26 protein-coding genes and 1 other annotated feature (1 of these 27 running past the window's edge) are annotated in these 25,914 nt (G+C 47.3%); of the genes, 21 read left to right on the top strand and 5 right to left on the bottom strand.

What is annotated here, in order from left to right:
- Positions 1-57: 57 nt before the first annotated feature.
- The 4 genes from G4D54_10035 to G4D54_10050 all read left to right on the top strand — a co-directional run bounded on the left by G4D54_10035 (position 58) and on the right by G4D54_10050 (position 3,338).
- Positions 58-1,221: an MFS transporter gene (locus G4D54_10035; GenBank protein ID QJA02750.1), complete on the top strand. Its 1,164-nt coding sequence runs from the start codon at positions 58-60 to the stop codon at positions 1,219-1,221.
- A 239-nt stretch (positions 1,222-1,460) separates the two neighbouring features.
- A complete protein-coding gene (locus tag G4D54_10040) occupies positions 1,461-1,982 on the top strand; it encodes a hypothetical protein (GenBank protein ID QJA02751.1) in 522 nt (173 codons plus the stop codon).
- On the top strand, positions 1,960-2,733 hold the full coding sequence (locus G4D54_10045) for an HAD-IIA family hydrolase (protein ID QJA02752.1): 774 nt from the start codon (positions 1,960-1,962) through the stop codon (positions 2,731-2,733). Before G4D54_10040 ends, G4D54_10045 begins: the two co-directional genes overlap by 23 nt.
- A 38-nt stretch (positions 2,734-2,771) precedes the next feature.
- Positions 2,772-3,338, top strand: a complete 567-nt coding sequence (locus G4D54_10050) for a DedA family protein (GenBank protein QJA02753.1) — start codon at positions 2,772-2,774, stop codon at positions 3,336-3,338.
- On the opposite strand, the gene G4D54_10055 is transcribed toward G4D54_10050, so the two are convergent.
- Together G4D54_10055 and G4D54_10060 are read right to left on the bottom strand one after the other, a co-directional pair.
- Positions 3,311-3,958, bottom strand: coding sequence for a gamma-glutamyl-gamma-aminobutyrate hydrolase family protein (locus G4D54_10055; GenBank protein QJA02754.1), 648 nt, complete (start codon positions 3,956-3,958; stop codon positions 3,311-3,313). The genes G4D54_10050 and G4D54_10055 overlap by 28 nt on opposite strands.
- Positions 3,959-4,003: 45 nt before the next feature.
- Positions 4,004-4,948 (bottom strand): TIGR01212 family radical SAM protein, encoded by a 945-nt coding sequence (locus tag G4D54_10060; GenBank protein QJA05185.1) that lies wholly within the window; start codon positions 4,946-4,948, stop codon positions 4,004-4,006.
- Between the two features lie 184 nt (positions 4,949-5,132).
- Here G4D54_10060 and G4D54_10065 point away from each other — a divergent pair, with 184 nt between their 5' ends.
- From G4D54_10065 to G4D54_10095, 7 genes are all read left to right on the top strand, one after another.
- Complete coding sequence (locus G4D54_10065) at positions 5,133-5,816, top strand: M48 family metallopeptidase (protein QJA02755.1); 684 nt, start codon at positions 5,133-5,135, stop codon at positions 5,814-5,816.
- 18 nt (positions 5,817-5,834) lie between these two features.
- On the top strand, positions 5,835-6,668 hold the full coding sequence (locus G4D54_10070) for a DegV family protein (GenBank protein QJA02756.1): 834 nt from the start codon (positions 5,835-5,837) through the stop codon (positions 6,666-6,668).
- A 36-nt stretch (positions 6,669-6,704) separates the two neighbouring features.
- The gene (locus tag G4D54_10075; protein QJA02757.1) at positions 6,705-7,109 is read left to right on the top strand and encodes a DUF2809 domain-containing protein; all 405 of its coding nucleotides are present in this window, start codon (positions 6,705-6,707) and stop codon (positions 7,107-7,109) included.
- Entirely contained in the window at positions 7,102-8,142 is a 1,041-nt protein-coding gene (locus G4D54_10080; GenBank protein QJA02758.1) for a M42 family metallopeptidase, read from the top strand. Before G4D54_10075 ends, G4D54_10080 begins: the two co-directional genes overlap by 8 nt.
- A gap of 17 nt (positions 8,143-8,159) precedes the next feature.
- Positions 8,160-8,933 carry a Nif3-like dinuclear metal center hexameric protein gene (locus G4D54_10085; GenBank protein ID QJA02759.1) on the top strand — a complete coding sequence of 258 codons (774 nt, stop codon included), beginning with the start codon at positions 8,160-8,162 and terminating at the stop codon, positions 8,931-8,933.
- 79 nt (positions 8,934-9,012) lie between these two features.
- On the top strand, positions 9,013-9,930 hold the full coding sequence (locus G4D54_10090) for a hypothetical protein (GenBank protein ID QJA02760.1): 918 nt from the start codon (positions 9,013-9,015) through the stop codon (positions 9,928-9,930).
- Between the two features lie 168 nt (positions 9,931-10,098).
- Positions 10,099-11,094: a pyruvate kinase gene (locus G4D54_10095; protein ID QJA02761.1), complete on the top strand. Its 996-nt coding sequence runs from the start codon at positions 10,099-10,101 to the stop codon at positions 11,092-11,094.
- Positions 11,095-11,199: 105 nt separating this feature from the next.
- Here G4D54_10095 and aroF read toward each other — a convergent pair whose 3' ends face one another.
- The 3 genes from aroF to G4D54_10110 all read right to left on the bottom strand — a co-directional run bounded on the left by aroF (position 11,200) and on the right by G4D54_10110 (position 14,710).
- On the bottom strand, positions 11,200-12,216 hold the full coding sequence (aroF, locus tag G4D54_10100; protein ID QJA02762.1) for a 3-deoxy-7-phosphoheptulonate synthase: 1,017 nt from the start codon (positions 12,214-12,216) through the stop codon (positions 11,200-11,202).
- Between the two features lie 19 nt (positions 12,217-12,235).
- Complete coding sequence (locus tag G4D54_10105; GenBank protein QJA02763.1) at positions 12,236-13,501, bottom strand: shikimate dehydrogenase; 1,266 nt, start codon at positions 13,499-13,501, stop codon at positions 12,236-12,238.
- Positions 13,502-13,804: 303 nt separating this feature from the next.
- A complete protein-coding gene (locus G4D54_10110; GenBank protein ID QJA02764.1) occupies positions 13,805-14,710 on the bottom strand; it encodes a LysR family transcriptional regulator in 906 nt (301 codons plus the stop codon).
- Positions 14,711-14,871: 161 nt separating this feature from the next.
- Here G4D54_10110 and G4D54_10115 point away from each other — a divergent pair, with 161 nt between their 5' ends.
- From G4D54_10115 to G4D54_10160, 10 genes are all read left to right on the top strand, one after another.
- Positions 14,872-16,866, top strand: a complete 1,995-nt coding sequence (locus G4D54_10115; GenBank protein QJA02765.1) for an FAD-dependent oxidoreductase — start codon at positions 14,872-14,874, stop codon at positions 16,864-16,866.
- A 38-nt stretch (positions 16,867-16,904) separates the two neighbouring features.
- Positions 16,905-17,777, top strand: coding sequence for a shikimate dehydrogenase (locus tag G4D54_10120; protein QJA02766.1), 873 nt, complete (start codon positions 16,905-16,907; stop codon positions 17,775-17,777).
- A gap of 27 nt (positions 17,778-17,804) precedes the next feature.
- Complete coding sequence (locus G4D54_10125; GenBank protein ID QJA02767.1) at positions 17,805-18,983, top strand: MFS transporter; 1,179 nt, start codon at positions 17,805-17,807, stop codon at positions 18,981-18,983.
- A gap of 84 nt (positions 18,984-19,067) precedes the next feature.
- Complete coding sequence (locus G4D54_10130) at positions 19,068-19,580, top strand: TRAP transporter small permease (protein ID QJA02768.1); 513 nt, start codon at positions 19,068-19,070, stop codon at positions 19,578-19,580.
- A 4-nt stretch (positions 19,581-19,584) separates the two neighbouring features.
- Positions 19,585-20,877 (top strand): TRAP transporter large permease, encoded by a 1,293-nt coding sequence (locus G4D54_10135; protein ID QJA02769.1) that lies wholly within the window; start codon positions 19,585-19,587, stop codon positions 20,875-20,877.
- A 13-nt stretch (positions 20,878-20,890) separates the two neighbouring features.
- Complete coding sequence (locus G4D54_10140; GenBank protein QJA02770.1) at positions 20,891-21,895, top strand: TRAP transporter substrate-binding protein; 1,005 nt, start codon at positions 20,891-20,893, stop codon at positions 21,893-21,895.
- An 8-nt stretch (positions 21,896-21,903) separates the two neighbouring features.
- Positions 21,904-22,665 (top strand): type I 3-dehydroquinate dehydratase, encoded by a 762-nt coding sequence (locus G4D54_10145; GenBank protein QJA02771.1) that lies wholly within the window; start codon positions 21,904-21,906, stop codon positions 22,663-22,665.
- A gap of 314 nt (positions 22,666-22,979) precedes the next feature.
- The gene (locus G4D54_10150; protein QJA02772.1) at positions 22,980-23,822 is read left to right on the top strand and encodes a sulfide/dihydroorotate dehydrogenase-like FAD/NAD-binding protein; all 843 of its coding nucleotides are present in this window, start codon (positions 22,980-22,982) and stop codon (positions 23,820-23,822) included.
- Position 23,823: 1 nt separating this feature from the next.
- Positions 23,824-25,209 carry an NADPH-dependent glutamate synthase gene (gltA, locus tag G4D54_10155; GenBank protein ID QJA02773.1) on the top strand — a complete coding sequence of 462 codons (1,386 nt, stop codon included), beginning with the start codon at positions 23,824-23,826 and terminating at the stop codon, positions 25,207-25,209.
- A 354-nt stretch (positions 25,210-25,563) separates the two neighbouring features.
- The gene (locus G4D54_10160; GenBank protein QJA02774.1) at positions 25,564-25,806 is read left to right on the top strand and encodes a hypothetical protein; all 243 of its coding nucleotides are present in this window, start codon (positions 25,564-25,566) and stop codon (positions 25,804-25,806) included.
- Positions 25,807-25,861: 55 nt separating this feature from the next.
- Positions 25,862-25,914: a binding site (T-box leader), on the top strand; it runs 146 nt beyond the window's last position.

The raw sequence follows: 25,914 nt of genomic DNA on the forward strand, positions 1-25,914 counted from the left end.
AAAAGATTTTTAGATGCCTGCAGCTGTGTCCATACTATATCTGAGGATGTGATTACTATGAAAAAGCAAATGCGATGGCTGCTTTATGCCATGAACTTTCTTGCCTTTTTTGCCATATCGATGGTCAATACCCAGATGATTCCGTTTTTAAGCAAGCTGGGCTATACGGTGGTACAGCGCGGTTATATTCTGGCCGCAAATGCGGTTGTGGCAATCGCCGGCCAGTTTCTGTTTGGTTACCTGTGCGACCGTTTTCAAAGGGTTAAGGTCTTTTTCTTTGCGGCCTATGTGCTGCTGACGGCGAGCAGCTTTGCCATGTTTCTGGTAGAACGCCAGACCTTCTGGTATCATGTATTCACCGTGGCTCTGATGGGTGGTATGGTAAAGGTCATTATGGGACTGGATGAAACCTGGATGCTGGAAATCGATCAGGAAAACTACGGGCGGCTGCGGGCAAGCGGGGCACTGGGGCTTACGATTGGTTCTCCGATTGCCGGCTACCTCGTCCGCCATTTTCATTATAAAAGTCTGCTGATTTCACTTGGTATCGTAAGCGTTATTCTGTGCTGGCTCATTTACAAGGCAAAGGATGCTGAGAAAAAGGAAGGGGAGCGGATTCGCATGGAAAGCGTGCGGCAGCTCCTGAAGAATAAAGGCTATTTATTGCTGGTGCTGATTTATCTGCTCGTCTATATGATCGGTACGGCAGATCAGTATGTGGTCATCGACAAAATGCTGGATATCGGCGGAGACACCACAGCGGTCGGCATTAAGTGGGCGCTGCAATCCTTTATGGAGGTGCCGCTCTTTCTGTTTTCCTCGAAAATACTGGAACGCTTTCAGACTAAGACACTCTTATACTTTGGAACATTTATGTATGGTGTGAAATTCCTGCTTTACGGCTTTTCCTTTCAGCCGTGGATGATTATTCTGACGGCAGCACTGCAGCTGGTAACGCTGCCCATCATCATGCTGACAAGCAAGGTGCTGGTAAAGGAAATCACTCCCCAGAAGCTGTTCAGCAGTGCGCAGATGTTTGCCATGGCCGTATTTATCGGCGTCAGTGGATTGATAACACCGCTGATCACCTCCTATCTGTCCAAAGCCTTCGGATATGACTGGACCCTGTATATCGTAGCTGCTTTCTCCATCGTGCCGCTGCTGCTGATTTTCTGCTATGTTCATTACTTTCAAAAGAAAACAGTGAAGAGAAGCTCCTGATTTACATTTGCAGAGGACGGAAAGCAGATTGCTTTACAGAGAATTTACAGATACCTTCGATATTGTGTGCTGTTGGACAATAACAATTTTGCACACACCGTTCGCTCATGTCTTGAAAAATGAGAGGAAATCACCTATAATAAAGGTGACATCCAAAGACTGTGTAACCCTACGATAGTGGGTTGAGATAAAAAGCTCTTGTGCTATCAAGAGCTTTTTCATGAAAGGACGTGAAGACAATGGAATTTACGATGCGTAAGGACATTGATGAATACAGCATTGAGGAGCAGGGGCGTTGTGTATTCCGTGCCTCCTATGAAAAGGAAGGCGGATTGCTCAGTATATATCTGAAGAATATGTATGGCGATGATATTATGGGCTTTTACCAGCTTCGCAAATGGTATTCGCGGTTTCGCCCGTGTATGGATTTCACCGTATACGAGGGGGATGAACAAATCGGAGAATTGAAAAAGAGTCGGGATGGCTATGAGCTGATTTACCACGATGTATATTATCGCTTCTATTGCGGGATGCATGCAGGAAGACGTGTGGTGATCTGCTTTGACCGCGCACAACAGATTGCGGAATTTGTGCTGGATGATATCAGCACGCTGCGCTTTAAGAGTACGACACAGCAGGCGCTCCTGTCTTTACTTTGTGTACTTATGAAAGCCTTTCTCGATCAGGAGCAGTTCTCTCAGGAGGCTTTTCTTCACCACTATATAGGAGTATATAACGATGCATCCGCTACTGCGGCATAAAACGCTGCTTCTGGACCTTGATGGAACGATGTATCGCGGGGATGAGGTCATTCCCGGTGCACCCTTGTTCATAGAAGCCTTACATACACTGCAGATTCCATACTATTTCCTGACCAACAACGCCATGCGTACGCATGCACAGAACCGGGAGAAGATGGAAGCGATGGGCTTTCAAGGATTGCGGGATGCACAATATTTTACGAGTGCGATGGCAGCTGCCGCCTATGTCCGTCATGAAACAAAGCTGCAGCGCGTCTTCTATATCGGAGAAGATGGGATGCGGGAGGCGCTGCTGGAGCAGGGATTTACGCTGTGTGAGGAACATGTGGAAGCAGTATTTGCCGGTCTGGATTCCAATGTGACCTATGAAAAGCTGTGCCGTGCCTTTTATCATTTACAGAAGGGTGCAGTGCTGATTGGCACCAATCCGGATCGACGCTTGCCGCATGGAGACTATTTTCGCATCGGAAACGGTGCTATGGTGCATATGCTGGAATATTGTAGTGAGCAAACGGCATGGATGATCGGAAAGCCGCATGAGCCGATGCTGAAGGAAGCGTTGCGCTATGCCGGAATTGCTAAAGAGGATGCTGTTGTGATTGGAGATAATCTGGAAACCGATGTCGCCTTCGGACTGCGGCATGGGTGCACGAGCGTCTTTGTGACAAGCGGTGTGCATTCCCGTCTGGATTGTGAACAGCGCTGTCTTCACCCGGATCTGATCATCGATAATCTGCTGGAGCTGGTATAAAATAGAAGCCTGCACGTATAATGAAATGAGGGGATTTCATGAACGTACAGGATTTTTTTATCGTATGGCAGGATATCGGTCTGATACTGTATTCTGTTTTAAAAGCATTTCTTCCGCTTCCTTCTCTGGAAGTCATATTGGTACCGCTGGTACTGCATTCACCGCAGAAATGGTTGCTGTATTCGCTGGAGGGTGCAGTAGGCACCTGTATCGGCGGGGCAATCGGCTATGGCATCGCCCGGATACTGGGCAAAAAAGTGCTGTATAACATCGCCGCAAAAGAGGATGTGGAGCATGGCGAGGAGCTGATGGACCGCTATGGACTATTGGCCGTCTTCATTGGCGGCATCACTCCGATTCCGGATTTTCTTCTTGCCTATCTTGCCGGCTTCACCAGCATGCGGCTGCTTCCGTTTCTGCTGTGCGACGGCTTTGCCAGATTGCTGCGCAGTCTACTGGTAACACTGTCCCTGCGCTATCTGGGAACTGTGATGAATGTGGATGCCTTCGGCACCTGGTTTTCTCTGGCCATCATGCTGTGGCTTGTTTGGAAATGGTGGAAGAGCAGAAAAAAGATTCAGGCGCAGACAACATCCAGAAAATAAGGAAGGATCTGATCGTCTTCCATCAGCTCCGGGTGCCACTGGACAGCGAGAATGCGACCATTCTCGTGCTCCATGGCTTCTACATAATTCTCCTCGCTGAAGGCAGAGGTATAAAAGCCCTCTCCCAATCGCCCGGCTACCTGATGATGGTAGCTGTTTACGGTAAAGCTTTGCGGATACAGCTGATGCAATACACTGCGTGAGCTGCTGTGTACGGTGTGCAGCTGCTTTGGCGCGTGTGTCTGCGTGTCAATATGCTGCAGAAGTGTCCCGCCGGCATATACATTCAATGTCTGCATTCCGCGACAGATACCAAGAATCGGCTTTTCGTTGCACATAAATGCGTCGATTACCTGAAATTCCAGATGATCCATCGGCTGCGCATAGGTTGTGACATGCTCATTGCGGTCCTCCTTCAGATAATAGCTTTGCACATCATAGCCTCCGGGCAGTAAAAGTGCATCGCATACCTGCAGCGCACTCGCGATTCCCGCCATGCTGCAGATGGGATACAGGCTCCAGCCCAGCGCTTCCACGCGGTCTACATACGGCTTGTTGATAAACCATTTCCAGGCATGATCCAGCTTTTCAATTCGCATAAGGACAGCCAGTACCTTCATTGATCGTCACCTCTTGCTTTATCCTATGCGAAAAAAAAGGGAAGGTTACGTATTGTACTTTCCCTGCCAGGTATTGCGCTGCTTCATTTCCTTGTCAATGTCGTTGAGAATCGTTACCTTTTTCAAAGTCCAAAGCGGGGTGATCAGCGCTTCCTTCACGCCATCTCCCGTCAGCCGCTGGATGATCATTTCCGCCGGCAGCAGCTCCAGCTGACGGATGACGATATCAATATATTCCTCTCTGCTCAGCATGACAAAGGGGGATTGTCTGTATTCCTGGGCCATGCGCGTGCCCTCCATAATGTGCAGCATATGGATCTTTACCGCATGCACGGGCAGCTTTGCGAGCGCAGCCGCGGTTTCCAGCATCTGCTGTTTGTTTTCACCGGGCAGTGAATTCATCAGATGGACAGCAATTTTCAAATCGGTATGCGACAGCCGCTCGACGCAATCCAGAAACTGTGCATAGGTGTGCCCGCGGTTGATGCGCTGTGCGGTATCATCGTGAATACTCTGTAACCCCAGCTCCACCCAGATTTCCTTATCAGTACACAAGGATTGCAGATAGGCGATCTTATCATCCTCCAGACAGTCGGCACGTGTGGCGATGCTGATAGCCGCAATATCATCACGCTGCGCAAAGGGGTCAAAGGTAGCCTTTAACACGGGCAGCGGTGCATAGGTATTTGTATATGCCTGAAAATATGCCATTGGAATTCCGGCCGGCCATTTTCTTTGCATCATCTGCATTCCCTGATCAAACTGCCGAAACAGATCGTCATGGATGTCTCCTGCATAATCACCGCTGCCAAGGGCACTGCAAAAGGTGCAGCCGCCGACGCCGCAGGTGCCATCCCGGTTGGGACAGGAGAAATTCGCATTCAGAGGAACCTTGAACACCTTGCTGTGAAAGCGGTGCTTCAGGTAATAATTCCAGGTATGATAACGCTTGTTGTCATCACTGTATGGAAACGGATTGTTATAGCTCATAATATCACCGTAGGTATTGTAACACAGAATAACACAGACGGTAAAAAACAAATGGAAAATCTGCTCATTTCCTGCACTTTCAGCCATTGTAAAAAATTCCAGAATTCCTTACTAAAAAACTGTTTATTTTTTTAATCAAGTATGAGATAATTAGATGCGCACTAGAGATTGGGGTAGTAGTTAAATGGATGTAAATAAAAAGGTTGTTCAGTGTAGAAAATATCCGATTACCTATACACTGGTTACAAAACAGGTAAAAAATATCAACATGAGGATCTCTTCCAAGGGAGAGGTCGTGGTCAGTGCGAATCCGTTTGTGCCTATGGATAAAATCGACGATTTTGTTTCCAGCAAGGTTTCCTGGATTGTGAAGCATCAGAAATCCATGCAGGAGAGAAGTCAGAAATCCATGATCGACGACAAGCATATCGTATTGTTTGGAAATTCTCTGAAAATCCGCAAGACAACGGGGAAGTACAATCACGTAAGCTATGACAAGGACACTCTGTATGTACAGTGCAGAGAGCAGGCAGACCCGGAAAAGGTCATCCGGCAGTTTCTCGATAAGCTGTGCAGGGATGTGTTTCTGGACATTGCCACACTGACATTTCGCTCTTTGAGCAATTACCATCTGGAATTTCCGGACGTAAAAATTCGGGATATGAAAAGCAGATGGGGAAGCTGTACACCGGCCAAGAACTCGATAACACTGAACCGGAAGCTGATTCATTATCCGTTCGAGTTCATCGAATATGTGGTGCTGCATGAATTTGTTCATTTCATTCAGCCGAATCACTCCAAGGCGTTCTACAATATTATAGAGAACTACATGCCGGATTATAAAACACGCATGGAAATGGTCAACTAGGAAAAGGAAAAAAATATTATGGTACATATCATTACAGACACATCTGCACTCTTTACGGTTGCGGAAGGAAATGACATGGATGTTCATGTGATTCCTCTCTGCGTCAGTATCCAGGATGAGCATTACCGGGATTTATGCTTTGACACGTCATCCTTTCTGAAAAAGGTTCGCTCAGGAGGTATTCCGACAACCTCACAGCCGCCGATTGGCGATGTGCTGGCTGCCTACGAGGAGCATGGTGATGAAGAAATCCTCAACATATGTATGGCAGATGGTCTGTCCGGTACGTATCAGACAGCGCTGATGGCGAAGGAACAGGCGCCCAATGCAGACAGCATAACGGTATTGAATTCACAGACTCTGTGCGGGCCGCACCGCTATCTGGTGGAAAAAGCGGTAAAGCTTCGTGATGAAGGGAAAAAGGCAGCGGATATTGTCGCAGCCTTAAAAGAAAGCATGGCACATGAGCATTCCTTTCTGATTCCGCAGGATTTCAGCTTCTTAAAGCGCGGCGGGCGTTTAAAGCCGGCAGCGGCCAGTATCGGCGGGCTGTTGAAGCTGAAGCCGGTCATGCATGCAGTGGAGGATGGAAGCCGTCTGGATAAATTTACAATAACACGTACATTGTCCAAGGCAGCAGATTCCATTATCAGCTATTTCCGCGAGCATGGTGTGGATGCGGCCTATCGTATTTCTGTATCTCATGCAGATGCGTTAGCGGATGCACGCTTCTTTATAGACCGATTGAAAAATGCGTTCCCGAATACAGAGCTGGAGCTGTTAAAGCTTTCACCGGCCTTTATCACACAGGGGGGACCGCAGTGTATTGCAGTTCAGTATATTCGCAAATAGAGTGGGAACACTCTATTTTTGTATAGGAGGCTCTATATGGGAAAACAAAACAGAAGAAACCGCTGCCTGCTGGTCGGCTATGTTGTGCTGGTGATTGCGGCAGGACTGTTATCAAGAAGCACGCTTCCCTTGCCGAACTGGTTTCGGGAATACGGAGGAGATACGCTGTGGTCGATGATGATGTATGGAATCTTCGCACTTCTGTTTCCCGAGGCCAGAGTGAAATCGCTGTTGATCGCTACGCTGCTGTTTTCCTATCTGATCGAATGCTCGCAGCTGCTGGATTATGACTGGCTCATTACGCTGCGTGCAACACCACTACGCTATCTGCTGGGACAGGGCTTTGTATGGAGTGATCTGGTATGCTACAGCACAGGCTGTATATTGGCGTGTTCACTGGATGTGATTATGTTAAAAAGGAGACATGATATTTATGGATAAGGAATTTTTGTATGATATGCTGAGGACACCAAGTGTCAGCGGACATGAAATTGCATTGCAGAAAAAGGTGATTCAGCATATGGAACCGGTTGCGGATGAAATTCTGACGGATGCGACCGGTGATGTGATCAGCGTTGTGAATCCGCATGCAGAGGCAAAGGTTCTGCTGTGCGGGCATATTGATGAAATCGGCTTTCTGGTCACCCGGATTTGCGAGGATGGAATGCTGAAGGTGACAAAGGCAGGCGGTATCCATCCGGTTCTGTATCTGGGGACACATGTACAGGTTGTCTGTGCTTCACAAGTCCTGCCCGGTGTCGTTGTGACAAACCGTACGCTGGAAAGTAAGGAACAGGTGCAGGTGGAGGATTTGTTTATCGATCTGGGCTTTGACAGCAAGGCCGAGTGTGAACGCTATGTTTCCATCGGCGATCCGGTATGTGCTGCGAGTGAGTTCACTGAGCTTGCACAGGGAAAGCTTGCCGGACGTGCATTGGATGACCGTATCGGTGCCTTTATCATTTTGGAGGCATTGAAAAAAGCCAAACAGAAGCAGACTGCCTGTGGAATCTATGCGGCGACAACCTGTGGTGAGGAAACGACCATGCGGGGAGCCTATCATGTCGCAACCCGTGTGCAGCCAAGCTGTGCATTGATTGTGGATGTGACCTTTGCGAGTGATTATCCGGGCGTCAGCGGTGATGCGAGTGGAACCGTGAAGCTTGGCGGGGGTGCTGTATTATGCTCCAACAGCATGATCAACAAGCCTTTGAATGCGGCGCTTGCTGCGATTGCCGAGGAGCATCAGCTGGATGTACAGTGGGAGGTGTTTGCCGGAAAGGCCGGAACGGATGGCGATGTTGTCCATTTTACAAACGGTGGCGTGCCGGTTGCTCTTATTTCCATCCCGCTGCGTTATATGCATTCCTCCATTGAAACTGCAAGCTATCAGGATTTGGAAACGATCATTGAACTGATCAGCAAATTTCTTGTTCGCTTTGATGACAGCTTTTCATTTGATCCGTTTCCGTGAGGCAGGGAGGTATGTGTATGCGCTGTGCTGACATATTGCATGTTATTGAGGAACACTATCCGCTGTCCTATGCGTTGGACTGGGATAATTGCGGATTGCAGACAGGTCGCTTCGATAAGGATGTGCAAACGATTTACATTGCACTGGATGCCGGTGATGCGGTGATTGCGGATGCAGTGACAAATCATGCAGATTTTCTGATTACCCATCATCCACTCCTGTTTAACGGTATCAAGCAGATTCACAATCAGGATTTTATCGGCAGAAGGATAATGGAGCTGATTCAGAAGGGGATGTGCTGCTATGCCATGCATACCAATTACGATGTGCTCCGCATGGCAGAGGTGGCTGCGCAAATGCTGCAGCTTAAGAAAACAAAGGTACTGGAGGCTACTAATGAAGACGGGAAGGGGATTGGACGGTATGGTATGCTGCCGGAGGCAATGCCGGTTTTTCAGCTTTGCGAACAGATCAAGCAAACCTTTGAGCTGCAGGGCGTGCAGGTTTATGGTGATGTAAGCAGGCAGGTTCAGCGGATTGCGATTTCTCCGGGTGCGGGAAACAGTATGATTACGCATGCACTTTACAAACAGTGTGATGTTTTGATTACCGGAGATATTTCTCATCATACTGGCATTGATGCGGTGGCACAGGGGCTTGCTGTGATTGATGCCGGACATTATGGTATTGAACACATCTTTATCCAGGATATGGCGGCATTTCTGTCGGAAAAGCTGAAGGGTGTCAAAATCATATCTGCACCGCTGTGTCATCCGTTTACGATTGTGTAAATTTTTTATTATAATGCTTTCTCTAAAATAATATACATAGCTGAATAGATATAGGGGAAAAGTTGGGAGGAAATAGACTATGAGCATACTTCTTACGTCCACAGTTATTGTCGCTTTAATTAGTTTTTACAAATGGAAACAAAGCCAAGCACTGGAAAGGATAACCGATAGCAGGGCAGAATGGAGAGAAGGATTACGGAAGATAGCGATTGATATTTTAGAAGCTGATGATTATGATGAACGCATTTTATTATCTGAATTGAAGGTTCGTATAAACACAAAAGGGTTGATGTTAAGGCTTAATAATTTAAATTCGGAGCAAGATAAAAATGATTATTTCATGCAGGATGGTTATATCTGGGAACTTATAAAAAAAATTGAGATATCTAATGGAAAAAGTCAAAAAGACATGTTAAAGCAAAAACTTGTTGAAGCTATCAGTCTGTTAATCAAATATGACTGGGATCGTTCTAAGCATGAAATCACATCAAATCAAGTGACAAAATTTAATCGTATGACATATCTGCTATTGGTGTTAACCGTGATATTAGTAATCGGTTATATTTTTTCTGTAAAGGATATAAAGTTCGATTTAGCATTTGCGCTGTTAATGATAATAGGGCTTCCTATTATCATTCCGTTTATTTATCTATGGTTAGATAATGAATATCATAACTATAGAGACTATGATAATCTGAATAATCATAATAAAAAGAAGTTATATAATGTGGAAATCAATAGAATGTCCTCACTTTTATCAGGGTTGGCGATAATGGTTGTCATAGAGCTTGTCTATTTCATCTTTAGTAATGCTTTTGAAGAGAATACATGGCATGCAACGTTAGCTTTGATTATTATGTCAGCTATGGTTTATTTATCACATTATGTATCGGTGCAAGCGTATTCTGAACTAAGTATTTATTCTTATTTTAAAGTAGCAGAATCTATCATCAAAAGCATTCCAGAGATTCACGGATGTAATGGTGACAACACGTAAAACATGTTAGAGATCGTTTGTTTATTTCGATTCTTATGGACAGTCTATATGCAGGGTTTTACACTTCTTCATTTAAAAATTAATGTAGTATTATGAAACGGACATTCTGATAAAAAAAGTGAAAATCAGGATAATCAAATTTGTTATGATAAAACGAGGTATAAGATAATGAAATCACTGGATATTTATGGAACACTAGGGCCGTCTCTGCATACACAGGACGCCCTGTATGAAATGCTTTGTATGGGAATGAATGGTGTCCGCTTGAATCTTTCCCATGTGGATTTGACAGATTGCGAGGAATGGCTGTACGCATTCCACAAAGCACAGGAGCATGCAGGCGTACAGGCAAAGCTGCTCATCGATATGAAGGGACCGGAGCTGCGGGTCGGAAGGCTGAGGGAGCCTGTCTTATTGGAAGAACGGCAGACAGTCGAACTGGGGAAGGATATTCCGATTCCTGTGGAGCTGCTGGCTCATACGGCGGTACAACAGAGGCTTCTGCTGGATGACGGTCGTATTCTTCTGGAGGTGAAACAGGTAAGGGAAGATGCCTTGCTGTGTACTGTTCTGCATGGAGGTGTGTTGAAATCGGGGAAAAGTCTGGCTCCGGTGAACGGTCACATTGAATTGCCGACACTTACAGAAAGTGATATCCGCAATCTGAAGGCCGCCAGGCAGTATGGCGTTACCGGAATCATGCAGCCCTTTGTAAGAAATGCACAGGATTTGATCACGGTGAAGGAAACCCTGAAAAGCATCGAGAATCCGGATTTGCAGGTATATGCAAAAATTGAAAACATGGAGGGGGTAGCGCATCTGAAGGAGCTTTTTCCATACTGCGATCAGATTGTGATTGCCAGAGGAGATTTAGGTAATGCGATGCCGTTATGGGAACTGCCTGCTGTACAGAAGCGGATACAGGATATATGCCGTGTACACTCCATGCCGTATATGGTGGTAACGCAGATGCTGGATTCCATGATGGAGCATCCAGTACCTACAAGAGCTGAGGTCAGCGATATTTTTCATGCGGTTTACCATGGTGCCTCCAGTATCATGCTGACCGGTGAAACGGCAGCCGGCAAATATCCAAGGGAGGCTATGAAATACTTCAGTGAAACGGCAAAATCCGCATTGGTCTGCAGGGAAGAGGTGTTGTAAGCAGATATGAAAAAAGAATCCCTTTTCCATTTATGGGTGGGATTCTTTTTTTGTTTCTTCCTGCGTTTGCAACTGCATGTATCATGTATATAGGGGCAATAACGCCTACATACTGCGCCCGATCACCTCGGCGATTTTTCTTCCCTTGCGGATCACCTCGCCAAAGCGCTCCGGCTTTAATGACTGCGCACCATCACTCCATGCATTTTCCGGATCGTTGTGCACCTCAATGATCAGTCCGTCTGCACCTGCGGCAATCGCTGCCAGGGAAGCGGATTCCACCAGTCTCCAGTCACCGGTCGCATGACTTGGGTCAATGATGATCGGCAGATGCGTTTTCTCCTTGATAATCGGCACTACACTGAGATCCAGTGTGTTTCGTGTGTACGTTTCAAAGGTACGGATACCACGCTCACAGAAAATGACGTTTTCATTGCCCTCGGACATGATATATTCCGCAGCCATGATCCATTCCTCAATCGTATTGGCAAGCCCGCGCTTTAACAGCACCGGCTTGTTGATGCGCCCGACCGCCTTTAACAGATCAAAGTTCTGCATGTTTCTGGCACCGATCTGAATCAAATCCACATGCTCGACGAATTCATCGATTTTATCTGCACTCATCAGCTCACTGACAATCGGCAGCCCATAGGTTTCTCTGGCATGCACCATACATTTGACACCCTCTGTTCCCATACCCTGGAACGCATAGGGACTCGTTCTCGGCTTATATGCACCGCCGCGCAGCATATCGCCGCCGGCATTCTTCACTTCCTTTGCAATATCCATAATCTGGGTATCACCCTCAACGGAGCAGGGTCCGCCGATTACGACGATTTTCTCATTTCCGCCAACCTTGATACCGGCTACATCCACGATGGTATCCACCGGATGAAACAGACGGTTCGCCTTTTTATACGGTGCGGCAATGCGTGTGACATTTTCGACAAACGGATGTGCCTTCACCAGCTTTTCATCGATTTTGGAGGTATCGCCAACCAGACCGAAGACATTGTAATTATCTCCCTGAATCATGGTAACGGACAGCCCCTTGTTTTCAAAGGTATGAATCAGCTTTTCAACCTCTGCCTTGGGAGCATCTTTTTTTAATGTGATAATCATTGTTTCTTCCTCTTTTCTTCTAATCGCTGACAGCATCAATTAAAATGCTGCGATAGGCTTCTTCGATTTCGGTGACGGTTGATTCAATGTCACTGTTGTTTACAGCGACGTAGGCTGCATATTTCTGGTACAGCGGCAGACGCTCGGCATGCATCTTCTCGAGGGCGTCTGTGCTTTTGGACAGCGGTCGGTTCGGATCGGAGCTAATCAGCTTATCCACATCGCGGTCAATGAAAATCGTAATTCCGTTTTGACGCAGGTAATCCATATTCACCTTATGCTTGATCGTACCGCCTCCGGTGGCGATGATTTTATTGTTCAGCTTGCTGACCTCGATTGCCGCTTCTGTTTCAATGGCGCGAAAGCCTGCCTCTCCGCTTTCCTCGAAAATTTCCGGAATGGACTTTCCGGCCTTTTCGATAATGATATCATCCAGGTCAATGAACTCCTTCTGCATACGGTTCTCCAGCATTTTGCCAATGGTTGTCTTGCCGGCAGAGGGCATTCCGATCAATACGATATTGCAGCGCTCGCGCAGCATATCCTGATAGATATCGTCGATGATCTGATCGTCGATACTCTTATCCAGGAAGAACTCCACGGACTGCTTTGCCTGTGCTATCAGCATCTCCAGACCGTTTACACGCTTGATATCCATTTCCTGCGCCTCGAAGCACAGTCTTGTCAGAATCGGATTGTAGATCACATCCAGAACGGCCTCGCATTTATGAAACATGCTGATATCGATCGGAGCATTGCCGATACGCGGGTACATTCCGATCGGGGAGGTGTTGATGATGATTTCCGCATCCAGATGACTGGAGAACATTTCATCATAGCTGATGGCACCGTTTCCTGGCACAACATCGATGATGACCATGCTGCCAGCTGATTCATGCTGTACCACTGCCTGAATGGCAGCACTGGCTCCACCGTTTCCGATAATCAGCACCTTTTTTCCTTCCATGTGTACATTGTGCTTTTTCACCATGTATAAAAAGCCGGTGAAGTCGGTATTATAGCCCTTCAGCTTGCCGTCACGATTGACGATTGTATTTACAGCACCGATTGCTTTTGCATGCTCATCCATTTCATCCAGGTAGGGGATGACATCCTTCTTGTAGGGGATGGTTACATTCAATGCAGTAAACTCCTTTTTCTCCATGAATGTCTTGAATTCCTCTTTGCTCAGCGGTATCAGATCGAAGGTGTAATCTGCAATCCTTTCATGAATATCCTTTGAAAAGCTGTGTCCCAGCTTTTCACCAATTAGTCCGTATCTCATTTGTTCTCTTCCTCTCTTTTCTTAATTTTCTATCATAGAAGCTTGCTGTATCCGGGACAGGCTACAAAAAAAGCATCAACGTTTTCTTCGTTCGATGCTTTTTTTATGCCCTGAAACGCTAAAATAACCACGATATCTCAATGGTTTGTTTCAGGGCTATCTAAAGTAAAAATAATAAGCTGCTGTCTGTATGGATTTGTTCATGGGTATCACTCCTATTGCCATTAGGATACAACACTCTTACGGAAAATGCAAGCATAAGTTTTCATATTTTTGTGAAAATTTATGAAAGAAAATGGAAAATCAGTCACTGGTGTGCGGGTTTTTAATGGAGGTGTGATGTACGATAAAGTTACAGAAGGTGTGTACAGCAGGGGGGAGGTAGCGGTTTTTGACGGTAGCCAGATAAATGTAACGCTCATGCGGCGGATTGGTGATGGTCAGCTTTTTCACCGGAAACTGCTCCAGCATGGCAATATTCGGCACCAGTGCGATACCGTAATTGATGGCTACCAGACCGATAACGGCACTGTCCTCTTCCACCTCGCAGATGATGTTGGGCTCTATGCCCACCTGTTCAAACAGGGAATCCAGCAGCGGGCGGATACCGCTTTGACGATCGTAATAGACAAAGGTTTCCTCCTTCAGCCGGGCAAGGTCAACGCTGTCATGCACTGCCAGAGGATGGCTGCGCGAAACAATAGCGACAACCTCCTCCTGTGCAATCGGCAGAAAATTGATATCCGGCTGATTGTCCACGTAGGAACAGAAGGCCACATCGTACTTTTCCTCCTTCAGCGCCTGCAGAATCTCTGTGGTATTGCCCTGCTTCAGGGAGAATTTGATCTTGCGGTTTTGCGACTGTGCCAGAAAGCTCTGCAGCAGATGGGGAACGTAGTGGCTGCCCAGCGTGTAAATAAAAGCCAGATCGATCCATCCGTTTTCCTGGGAGGTGAGCTCCCGCAGCCGGCGCTCTCCCAGATCGACTTCCTGCAGTCCCTTATCTATATATTCATAAAAGATACGTCCATATTTCGTCAGCTTGATATTGCGCCCCTGCTTTTCAAACAGATAGCAGCCCAGATCCTTTTCCAGAGCGGCAATGGCATGGGAGAGGGAAGGCTGTGTGATGTCCAGCTGATTGGCAGCCTGTGTGTAGTGCTCCGTTTTTGCCAGCACGCGAAAATAGTGCAGATGATTCAGATTCATACGCATACCTCCAGTATTTACCATACGAATAGTATAGCTCATTTATAGATAAAATCTATAGATTTTGTAAAAATTATGAATTGTTTACATGTAAGGGAATATATATAATAAGCGTGTAATGTTTGTGAATACGATAACATTCACAATTAGGAGGCATAGTAATGGGAAAGTATTCTTCGATCTTTGAACCATTGACGGTGAAACAGATGACGATTCCAAACCGTATCGTCATGACGCCGATGGGAACAAACTTTGGTGAGCAGAACGGTGAAATGAGCTTTTTGCACATCAATTACTACGAACAGCGTGCCATGGGCGGTACCGGACTGATCATCGTGGAAAATGCGTGTGTGGATTATCCGTGCGGTTCCAATGGAACAACACAGCTGCGCATTGATCATGACAACTACATTCCACGGCTGTATAAGCTGGTGGAGACGATTCATAAACACAACACGAAAATCGCGATTCAGCTGAATCATGCCGGAGCAAGCGCTGTGGAAGAGCGTATCGGTATGCAGCCGGTCAGTGCGAGTGATGTGCCGAACAAGAAAAACGGGGCAGCACCGCGTGCCTTAAGCAAAGAGGAAATTCTGCATATTGTTGACTGCTATGCGAAAGCGGCAAAGCGTGCACAGATCATCGGCTTCGATGCTGTTGAGATTCATGCGGGACATTCCTATCTGATCAATCAGTTCTTATCTCCGCTGACAAATAAGCGTACAGATGAATTCGGCGGCAGCTATGAAAACCGCGCCCGTTTTGCAAGACTGGTGCTGGAGGCTGTCCGTAAGGAAGTCGGAGCACAGTTTCCAATCATCGTACGCATCAGTGCGGATGAATTTTTAGAAGGCGGCAATACGCTGGAGGATACGCTGAAGCTTCTGGAATACTTCCATGCGGAAGCGGATATCATTGATGTTTCCTGCGGTCTGGTGGATTCCATTCAGTATCAGATCGATGCGAACTATCTGCCGGATGGATGGCGCTCCTATATGGCAAAAGCCGTAAAGGAAGCTTATGCGAAGCCGGTCATCACGACGGGAAACATCCGTGACCCTAAGGTTGCCGAGGATATTCTGGAGCGTGGAGATGCTGATTTGATCGGTATGGGACGCCAGATGATTGCGGATCCAAGCTGGACCAACAAGGTGCATTACGGAAAGGAAGATACGATTCGTAAATGTATTTCCTGTAACATCGGCTGCTCGGGGCACCGCATCGGCTTGAACCGCCCGATTCGCTGTTCGGTCAACCCAAGTGTCAACGAGGGTGAGGAATACCGCAGCTGGAAAGTGAAAAAACCATGCAATGTCGTTGTCATCGGCGGCGGTACTGCAGGTCTTGAGGCAGCATGTACTGCCGCAGAGGTTGGCTGTACGACCTTCCTGATTGAAAAGGAAGACCATCTGGGCGGATTGAGTGTGGAAATTTCCAAGATTCCGGATAAAAAGCGTCTTCGTGATTTCCCGGATTATCTGATTCATCGTGCAGAAAAGCTGCGCAACCTGATTACCTTTACGTCTACAGAGGCAACACCTTCCTTTGTGAAGATGCTGAAGCCGGATTTCATCATCAATGCGACCGGTTCCACGCCGCTGCTTCCGCCAATCAGCGGACTGCGTGAAAACATTGATGCGTCAGGAAGCCATGTCAGCGGCATTCTGGGTATGATTCAGCAGATTGATCAGTATCCAAAGGATCTCAGCGGCAAAAAGGTTTGCGTTGTCGGCGGCGGTGCGGTAGGATTAGACGTAGTGGAATTCTTCGCAAAGCGCGGGGCTGCCGTAAGCATTGTGGAAATGCTGCCGGTTGTCGGGAAGGATTTGGATACCGTTACCAAGGTGGGAACCTACGATATGCTGGAAAAACACAACGTACAGGTACTGACCTCTACAGCACTGCAGGAAGTGCATCCGGATCACTTTGTCGTAAAACGCACCGAGCAGATGGAAACACTGGACTTCGATTACGGCTTTGTCTGCCTGGGTATGCGTGCGTATTCTCCGGTTATGGAGGAGCTGAAGCAGACCTTTGCGGATGAGGATGTAGAGCTGTTCAATATCGGTGACAGCGTACGTGCCAGAAGAATCATTGACGGTGTGGCAGAGGGAAGAAACATTCTCAACGCATTGAAGCAGAAAGAATTTTTATAGAAAAGAAACAGAACACGTTATATAAGGAGGAACCAATTATGGCAGAAAGAATTAGCGGACACACAGAACTGATCGGATTGATTGCGACACCGATTCGTCATTCAAAATCACCAAAGATGCACAATGAGGCATTCGCAAAGCTGGGACTTGATTATGCCTATCTGGCGTTTGAGGTAGGAAACGAAGAGCTGGAGGATGCGGTGAAGGGCTTTAAGGCACTGAAGGTGCGCGGATACAATGTATCCATGCCGAACAAAACCGTCATCGGACAGTATCTGGATCATTTATCTCCGGCTGCTGAGCTGTGTGGTGCTGTCAATACGGTTGTCAATGACAACGGGGTATTAACCGGACATATTACCGACGGTATCGGATATATGCGTTCCTTAAAGGATGCAGGAATTGAGCCTGCCGGTAAGAAGGTTACGATTACAGGAGCCGGTGGAGCTGCGACGGCAATCGAAATTCAGATGGCTCTGGATGGAGTTAAGGAAATTTCCATTTTCAACCGCCGCGATGAATTCTGGGAGCGCGCAGAACAGAATGTGAAAAATATCAACGAAAAAACAAGCTGCAAGGCAACGCTGTTTGATCTTGCGGATACGGAAGCATTCAAGCGTGAAATCGAAGACAGCTATCTGTTTGCCAATGCGACCGGTGTCGGAATGAAACCACTGGAAGGGCAGATGGTTATTCCGGACGCAAGCTTCCTGCGCAAGGATCTGATCGTTACCGACGTTGTCTACATGCCAACGGAAACTGAGCTGCTGCGTGTCGCAAAGGAAGTCGGCTGTAAGACGATGAACGGTCTGGGTATGATGCTGTATCAGGGTGCTGCCGCATTCGAATTGTGGACAGGCAAGGAAATGCCGATTGACTACATGAAAGAAATTCTGGATATCAAATTTTAAATAAACAAACGACATAAGGAGAAAGTTATGAATAAAAAATACTATCCAAGTGCCTTTATCTTGTACTTGAATTACTTCATTCACGGTATCGGCTGTTCCATTCTGGGACAGGCCGTGATCAAGGAAATGCTGGTTGCCCAGTGGGGACAGGGCATGGATGCCATCGGACAGGTGACGATGGTAGCTGCTGCGCTGGGTCTGGGACGTTTGATTTCCCTGCCGATTGCAGGACCGCTGTCCGATAAAATGGGAAGAAAGCTTTCCTCCCTGATCGGTATCGCATCCTATGCGATCTTCTTCATCGGTGTGGCAATGTCACCGAATATGTGGGTTGCCTATGCTGCGGCAATTCTTGGAGGAATCGCCAATTCCTTCCTGGATACCGGTGTCATTCCGGCCTGTGTGGAAATTCTGGAGCCAAGATCCTCTCTGGCAACCATGCTGACAAAATTCTTCATCTCAGCAGCACAGCTGCTGCTGCCGTTCATGCTGGGGGCACTTGCAGGGGCAAGTCTTTCCTACAACGTACTGCTGTACATCAGTGGTATCGCGATTCTGGTGATTGGTGTACTGGTGATCTTTGCACCGATGCCAAAAGCAGAGAAGGCTGCCGGCGAGAAAGCACCGGGACTGCTTGAAAACATCCGCAATTCTCATTTCTCTGCGGAAAGCATCGCATTGATCGTCATCGGCTTTACCTGCACCGCTACCTTCCAGCTGTGGCTGAACTGTGCACAGACCTTCGCAAAGGATCTGGCAGGAGTGAGTGATCCAAGCATGATGCAGACATATTATTCCTTCGGCTCTCTTGCGGCCATCATCGTAACGGCTGGTTTGGTATCCCGCATCAAGGGTGTGCGCTTCCTGTTTGTGTATCCGCTGATAACACTGATCACGCTGGTGCTTGTCTATGTAACACGCAGTGAAACGATGTGCTACATCGGAGCTGCCTTAGTCGGTTACAGTGCCGGTGGTGTGATTCTGCAGCTGGTTACTGCAACTGCCAATGACCTGTTCCCGCATATCAAGGGAACCATCACAAGTATTGTCATGATTATGTCCAGTCTTTCCAATTATACGATTCTCTCTGTTGCAGGTACCATGGATTCCGCACAGATTCTGATGATGAACATTGTGATTACCGTGATCGGTGTATTACTTGCACTGTTTGTCAACCTGCGTTTTCAGAAGCTGGCAGGGAAATAGTAGAAATAAATGGAAATTTATCATACCGCATGTGGGTGCGGTATGATATAATAACGGCAATTCTAACGGTTAGGAGGAAGTAACATGAAGATTATACGATGGCTGGATGACAATCTGGAAGAAGCACTGCTGATTGCACTGCTGGTGACGATGACGCTGCTTATGGGCCTTCAGGTGTTCAGCCGTTACATACTAAACGCGTCGCTGAGCTGGTCTGAGGAGCTGACACGCTATCTCTTTATCTGGAGCGGATTTTTAAGCATCAGCTACTGCATCAAAAAGTGGATTTCCATAAAAATTGATCAGGTCATTCTCATGTTTCCCAAGCCGGTGTATGTCGTTGCACAGCTGGTGTTAAATGTGATCCTGTTTGCGCTGTTTGCGTTTCTGGCATGGCATGCGGTTACCTATTTGCAAATGAGTATTGCAAGTGCGCAGAAGTCACCTGCACTGGGACTGCCGATGCCCTTTGTACAGTCGGCTCCGCTGGTAGGCTTCACGCTTGCCGCCGTTCGCGCCCTCCAGCAGATCGTGCTGGAAATCGGTAATATCCGCTATTTCATTACCTGCGGAAAAATTAAGGAAAGAGGGGAGTAACGATATGCTGGCAATGGTAATTATGATTTTGTTTATCGTTCTTCTGCTTGTATCCGTACCGATTTCCGCAACGCTGTCGGCGGTATCGCTGGCACCCTCGCTGCTGGATCCCAATTTTCATATATCGGCGGAATATATCATCCGCGCCATGCTGGGAGGAATTGATTCCTTCCCGCTGCTCGCTGTCCCGATGTTTGTGCTGTCCGGTATTCTGATGGCAAAGGGCGGTGTCAGTAAGAAGCTGTTTGATGTCTTCTCCTATTTTCTGGGAGAGCATACCGCAGGAATGCCCTGTGCCGTCATTGTGACCTGTCTGTTTTACGGTGCGATTTCCGGCAGTGCACCGGCAACGGTGGCAGCTGTCGGCAGTATGACAATTCCGCTTTTGATTCGTATGGGCTATGACAAGGTGTTTGTGACTGCCATTGTTGCGGTTGCGGGCGGTTTAGGTGTCATAATACCTCCAAGCATACCGTTTATCCTGTTTGGTATGGCGAGCGGAGCCAGTGTCGGTAAAATGTTTATGGCCGGTATCATTCCGGGGATTCTGATTGCCCTGCTGCTGATGCTGTATGCGCTTTACTATTGTAAAAAGCATGGAGAGGATAAGGAAAAGATCCACGCAGAGGTATCCGTCCTGCATGAGAAGGGGTTTGTGAAGGTGTTTCTGGACAGCTTCTGGGCACTGTTAACACCAGTGATCATTCTGGGCTGCATCTATAGCGGGATTGCTTCCCCGACAGAGGCAGCGGTTATATCCGTGTTCTATGCGCTGATCATTTCCATGTGTATCTACCGGACATTGAAATTCCGTGATTTAAAGGGTGTGCTGGTGGAGGCAATCCGCACCTTTGCACCGATTCTGTTTATCCTGAGTGCGGCAGTGGCGTTTTCCCGTATCATTACCCTGCTGCAGATTCCGGAGATGGCAGGGGAATTCATCCTGTCCACCTTCAGCGGCAAGGTTGCGGTACTGCTGGTGATCAATGTGCTGCTGCTGATCGTCGGTATGGTCATGGATACATCGCCAGCCATTCTGATTCTGACTCCGATCCTGATTCCCATCACCAACAGTCTTGGAATCGATCCGATTCAGTTTGGTATCATCATGGTTGTCAACCTTGCCATCGGCTTTGTGACACCGCCGATCGGTATCAATCTGTTTGTCGCGAGCTCGCTGACAGATGTTCCGGTCATGCAGATTGCGAAAAAGGCCATGCCGCTGATTGTCTTCTTTCTGATCGCTTTGCTGGCCATTACCTTTATTCCGCAGATTTCACTTCTGCTGGTATCGTAAGAGGAGGGACGTTATGAAAAAGATTCTATTTGCTCTTTTCACTTTCTCTTTGCTGCTGTCCGGCTGTGCGCAGAAGATTGAGGATCCGGCAGAGGCTTCTGCCGCGTATCCGTGGATCATTGCGACCGATTCCCCAAAGGATACGGTAACCGGACTGTTTGCCCATAAGTTTGCGGAAGAGGTGGAACGGCTGAGCAATGGCTCCATCCATATGCAGGTGTATGAAAACGGTACGCTGGGAAGTGACCGTGAACTGATTGAGAGCTGTATGGGACAGGATATTCCCTTCGTTTTGCAAAACACGGCACCACAGACCAATTTTATGCCCAAGCTGGCAATCTTCGATCTGCCGGTTGCGTATACGGATATTAAGGAGCTGCGCAACACACTCGATGACCCTGACCTGATGTCCATGATCAACAAGGTGTATAGGGAAAAAGGCTTTCGTCTGCTGGCCATGGGAGATCAGAGCTTTCGTGTCATGACAACCAACCGGAAAATTCAAAGCATTGATGATTTTAAGGGACAGAAGATCCGGACGATGGAAAATCCATATCATATCGCCTTCTGGCAATCCATCGACGCCAATCCGACACCGATGACGTTCTCCGAGGTATATATCGGCTTACAGCAGGGGACGATTGATGCACAGGAGAATCCATATGAGGTTGTCGTATCCGGAAAAATTTATGAACAGCAGGATTACATCGTACAGACGAACCATCTGCCGCATCTGCTTTCGCTGATTGTCAACGATGAATTTTATCAGTCGTTAAGCAGCGAGGATCAGAAAATCGTCGATAAGGCAGCGGAGAATGCCCGCAACTATGCGCGACAGCAGGCGGATGAGCGTGTGAACGACCGACTGAATATCATTACTGGCAGCGGAACAACCATCATAGAGCTTGAGGATTCCATGATTGATCAGCTGCGCGAAAAAGCACAGCCTGTGTATGAGAACATCAAGGCGCAGACTGGCGATGCATTGTATGAAGCATATACGAAACGTATGCAGTAGGAGGAAACATGAATACGGTAAACGTAAGAAATATAGTAATCGGCGAGGGGATTCCGAAAATCTGTGTGCCGATTGTCGGAAAAACAAAGGAAGAGCTGCTTTCTGAAGTAGAAGTGCTAAAGAGTGTTCCTGTAGATGTGGTAGAATGGCGTATGGACTGGTTTGAAGAGGTGGAGTGCTGTGAAAAGGCGGTAGCGATGCTGCAGGTACTTCGTGAAGCTATTCCGGAAATGCCGATTCTTGCGACCTTCCGCAGTAAGAAGGAAGGCGGGGAACTGGAAATCAGTACAGCAGCCTATGTAGAGCTGAACAAAGCCATCATTGACAGCGGAAACGCGGATTTGATTGATGTGGAGCTGTTCACTGGAGAAGCGCAGGTAAAGGAACTGATTGCCCATGCGCATGACAAGGGTGTTCGCGTCATCATGTCCAACCATGATTTTGACAAAACACCATCTTATAATGAAATACTGACACGTTTAAAATCAATGCAGACACTGGGAGCGGATATTCCGAAAATCGCGGTTATGCCAACCTGCAAGGCAGATGTAATCACACTGCTGCAGGCGACAAATGACATGCATGAAAACTTTGCGGATCGTCCGATCATCACAATGTCAATGGCGGGTACAGGCGTACTATCCAGATTGTGTGGAGAGGTCTTCGGTTCTGCACTGACCTTTGGAGCCGCAAAAAAAGCGAGTGCACCGGGACAGATGGGCGTCGAGGATTTAAAAACGGTACTTTCTCTGCTGCACAAGAGTCTGTAAGCTTCTATTCCGTGCAGAAAAGACTTAGACAGGCAACGACATTGGTCGGCTGAATAAGTCTTTTTCTTTATACCTTCAACCCGTTAGGAAACAAACACCAGCAATGGAATACTATAAGTGGCAGATGTGTTCAGGAATGATGTACGCGTAGGTTTGCTGTGTCTGTGAGTATTGGATGGATTGTAGTGGAACATGGAAATGACAAGGAAATGTGACGTTTAAATATTGCATATCCAAACGAAAAAAGGTAAAATAAGGTTATGCGTTATGGAACTTTTTCAGAATGGTGAAAAAGTTTTCAGAAAGGAGAAGCAATGTACAAGGTTATAGAGAAGGAAATTCTAAATCCAACCGTTACCAAAATGGTTGTTGAAGCACCGGCTGTTGCGAAAAAAGCACTGGCAGGACAGTTTATTATTCTGCGTGTGCACGAGGATGGGGAGCGTATTCCGCTGACGATTGCGGATTATGACAGAGAAAAAGGCACGATTACGATCATCTTTCAGATTGTCGGCAAGACAACGATGCTGCTGAATCAGCTGAATGTCGGGGACAGTATTCTGGATTTCGTCGGTCCTCTTGGCAAGCCTTCCCATGTGGACGGGTATAAGAAGGTCTGTGTCATCGGTGGAGGTGTCGGCTGTGCCATTGCTTATCCAACAGCAAAGGCGTTGCATGAAAACGGCACGGAGGTTACCGTGATCACGGGATTCCGTAACAAGGATCTGGTAATTCTCGAGGAGGAATTCAAACAGGTCAGCACGCATGCCTATCTTGTCAGTGACGATGGCAGTACCGGCGTTAAGGGGCTGGTTACCAACGTGCTGGAGGATTTGATCAACAAAGGGGAAAGCTTTGATGAGGTCATTGCGATCGGACCGCTGATCATGATGAAATTCGTTTGTCAGCTGACAAAAAAATACGGTATCAAAACCGTGGTATCCATGAATCCGATCATGATTGATGGTACCGGAATGTGCGGCGGCTGCCGTTTGAGTGTAGGCGGGGAAACAAAATTTGCCTGTGTGGACGGTCCGGATTTTGACGGTCATCTGGTGGATTTTGATGAAGCGATGTCCCGTGGGGCAACGTATCGTGATTTTGAAGCACATGCCAGAGATGCTGCCTGCAATCTGATGAATAAGGAGGTACGCTGATATGCCGAATATGTCATTGAAAAAAGTGGAAATGCCTGTCCAGGACGGAGAGGTCAGAAGAAATAATTTTGAAGAGGTGGCTCTGGGCTATACAAAGGAAATGGCAATGGAGGAGGCGCAGCGCTGTCTGCACTGTCCGACAAAGCCATGTATCAGCGGCTGTCCGGTTGCTGTTAATATTCCGGATTTTATCGAACAGGTAAAGGAAGGGAATTTTGAGGAAGCTTATCAGATCATTCACGAAACAAGCTCTTTGCCTGCTGTTTGCGGGCGTGTGTGTCCACAGGAAAAGCAGTGTGAGGCAAAATGCGTACGCGGTGTAAAAGGGGAAGCCGTGGCAATCGGACGTCTGGAGCGCTTTGTGGCTGACTGGCACAGAGTAAACGTGAAGGATGAGCTGAAAAAGCCGGAAGGCAACGGTCATAAGGTTGCTGTGGTAGGGGCAGGACCTGCGGGACTGACCTGTGCCGGAGATTTGGCAAAAAAGGGATATCAGGTATCCGTGTTTGAGGCACTGCATGTCGCCGGCGGTGTGCTGATGTACGGTATTCCGGAATTCCGTTTGCCAAAGGCTGTCGTGCAGACGGAAATCGAAGGGCTGAAGCAGATGGGCGTCGATATTCAGACCAATATGGTCATCGGTCGCAGTGAATCTGTCGATGATCTGTTTGATGCCGGATATGAATCTGTCTTTATCGGAAGCGGTGCGGGGCTGCCAAGCTTTATGAATATGCCGGGAGAAAACCTGAAGGGTGTGTATTCCGCAAATGAATTCTTAACACGCTGCAATCTGATGAAGGCATATAAGGATGGTGTGGATACACCGATTCAGCATCCAAAACGCGCCGTGATCGTCGGTGGCGGTAATGTGGCGATGGATGCGGCACGCTGTGCAAAGCGTCTGGGTGTTGAGGAAGTAACCATCGTATACCGCAGAAGCATGGATGAGCTGCCTGCCCGTAAGGAAGAGGTGGAGCACGCCATGGAAGAAGGCATTGTCTTCAAGCTGCTGACCAATCCGGTCCGTGTGCTGGGAAATGAAGACGGCTGGGTATGCGGTATGGAATGTGTGTCCATGGAGCTGGGAGAACCGGATGCCAGTGGAAGAAGACGTCCTGTGGAAATCAAGGACAGCAACTTCGTGCTGGATGTTGACTGCATGATTATGGCAATCGGAACATCGCCGAATCCGCTGATTCGCTCTACAACAGAGGGCCTGGAAACCAATCGCAAGGGCTGTCTGATTGCAGATGATAACGGTGCAACCACCAGAGAAGGTGTATTTGCAGGCGGTGATGCGGTAACCGGAGCTGCCACGGTCATTCTTGCGATGGGCGCCGGGAAAACAGCTGCTGCAGCAATCGATGATTATATTCAAAATAAATAGCGAAATCAGATAAACTCGGGAATTGTCTCTTCTTCCCGAGTTTTGTGGAAAGAGAAAGAAAAAACGTGGAAGGGTTTACAATAGGAGTAAAAAATGTTACTATATAGACAGGAAATAAGTACCTTATTTCTGTTATCATGATACTGGCTCTATTGTGATAACCTTGAAAGTTGTGTATTCTTTACATTCCTTCCTTTTATTGTAAACTACACGATTTCAATTACTTTTATTCATATCGATTTCCTTTCGATAACCTAATGAAAAGGGACGTGGTGATGCGCGTCCTTTTTCAGTTGCCTGCGATTGCGGTTGTTTTTCCTTCCAATTTCTGCTATTCTAGTTTCAGGTGATGCTATGAAATCCAAGAGAAATAAACTGATCATCGGCGGTGTGGCAGGTATCGTCGCCATGTTTCTGCTGTCGCTTTTTCTACCTGTTTTCCAGCCGTTTGCCAAGGCAGGGGCACTGGTGATTTATGCACTGGTAAATTATGTGCAGATCAAAGAGATGAAGCGTAACGGTCAGGATATTGAAAAACCGGCGCTTTTTACGGCAGCTGTACTGATCATTGTCGGCTATCTGCTGTTTTTTACATAGAAAATGGCAGTGAACGATTGACAAAGGATACCCAAATTGGATATACTATTAAAGTATAAAGGCTGAGAATTAAAGTAGTACCTTGTGGAAGTGTCACAGAGAGTCGGT

It is taken from the genome of [Clostridium] innocuum (genome assembly GCA_012317185.1).
In the GTDB taxonomy this organism is placed as follows: Bacteria; Bacillota_I; Bacilli_A; order Erysipelotrichales; family Erysipelotrichaceae; genus Clostridium_AQ; species Clostridium_AQ innocuum.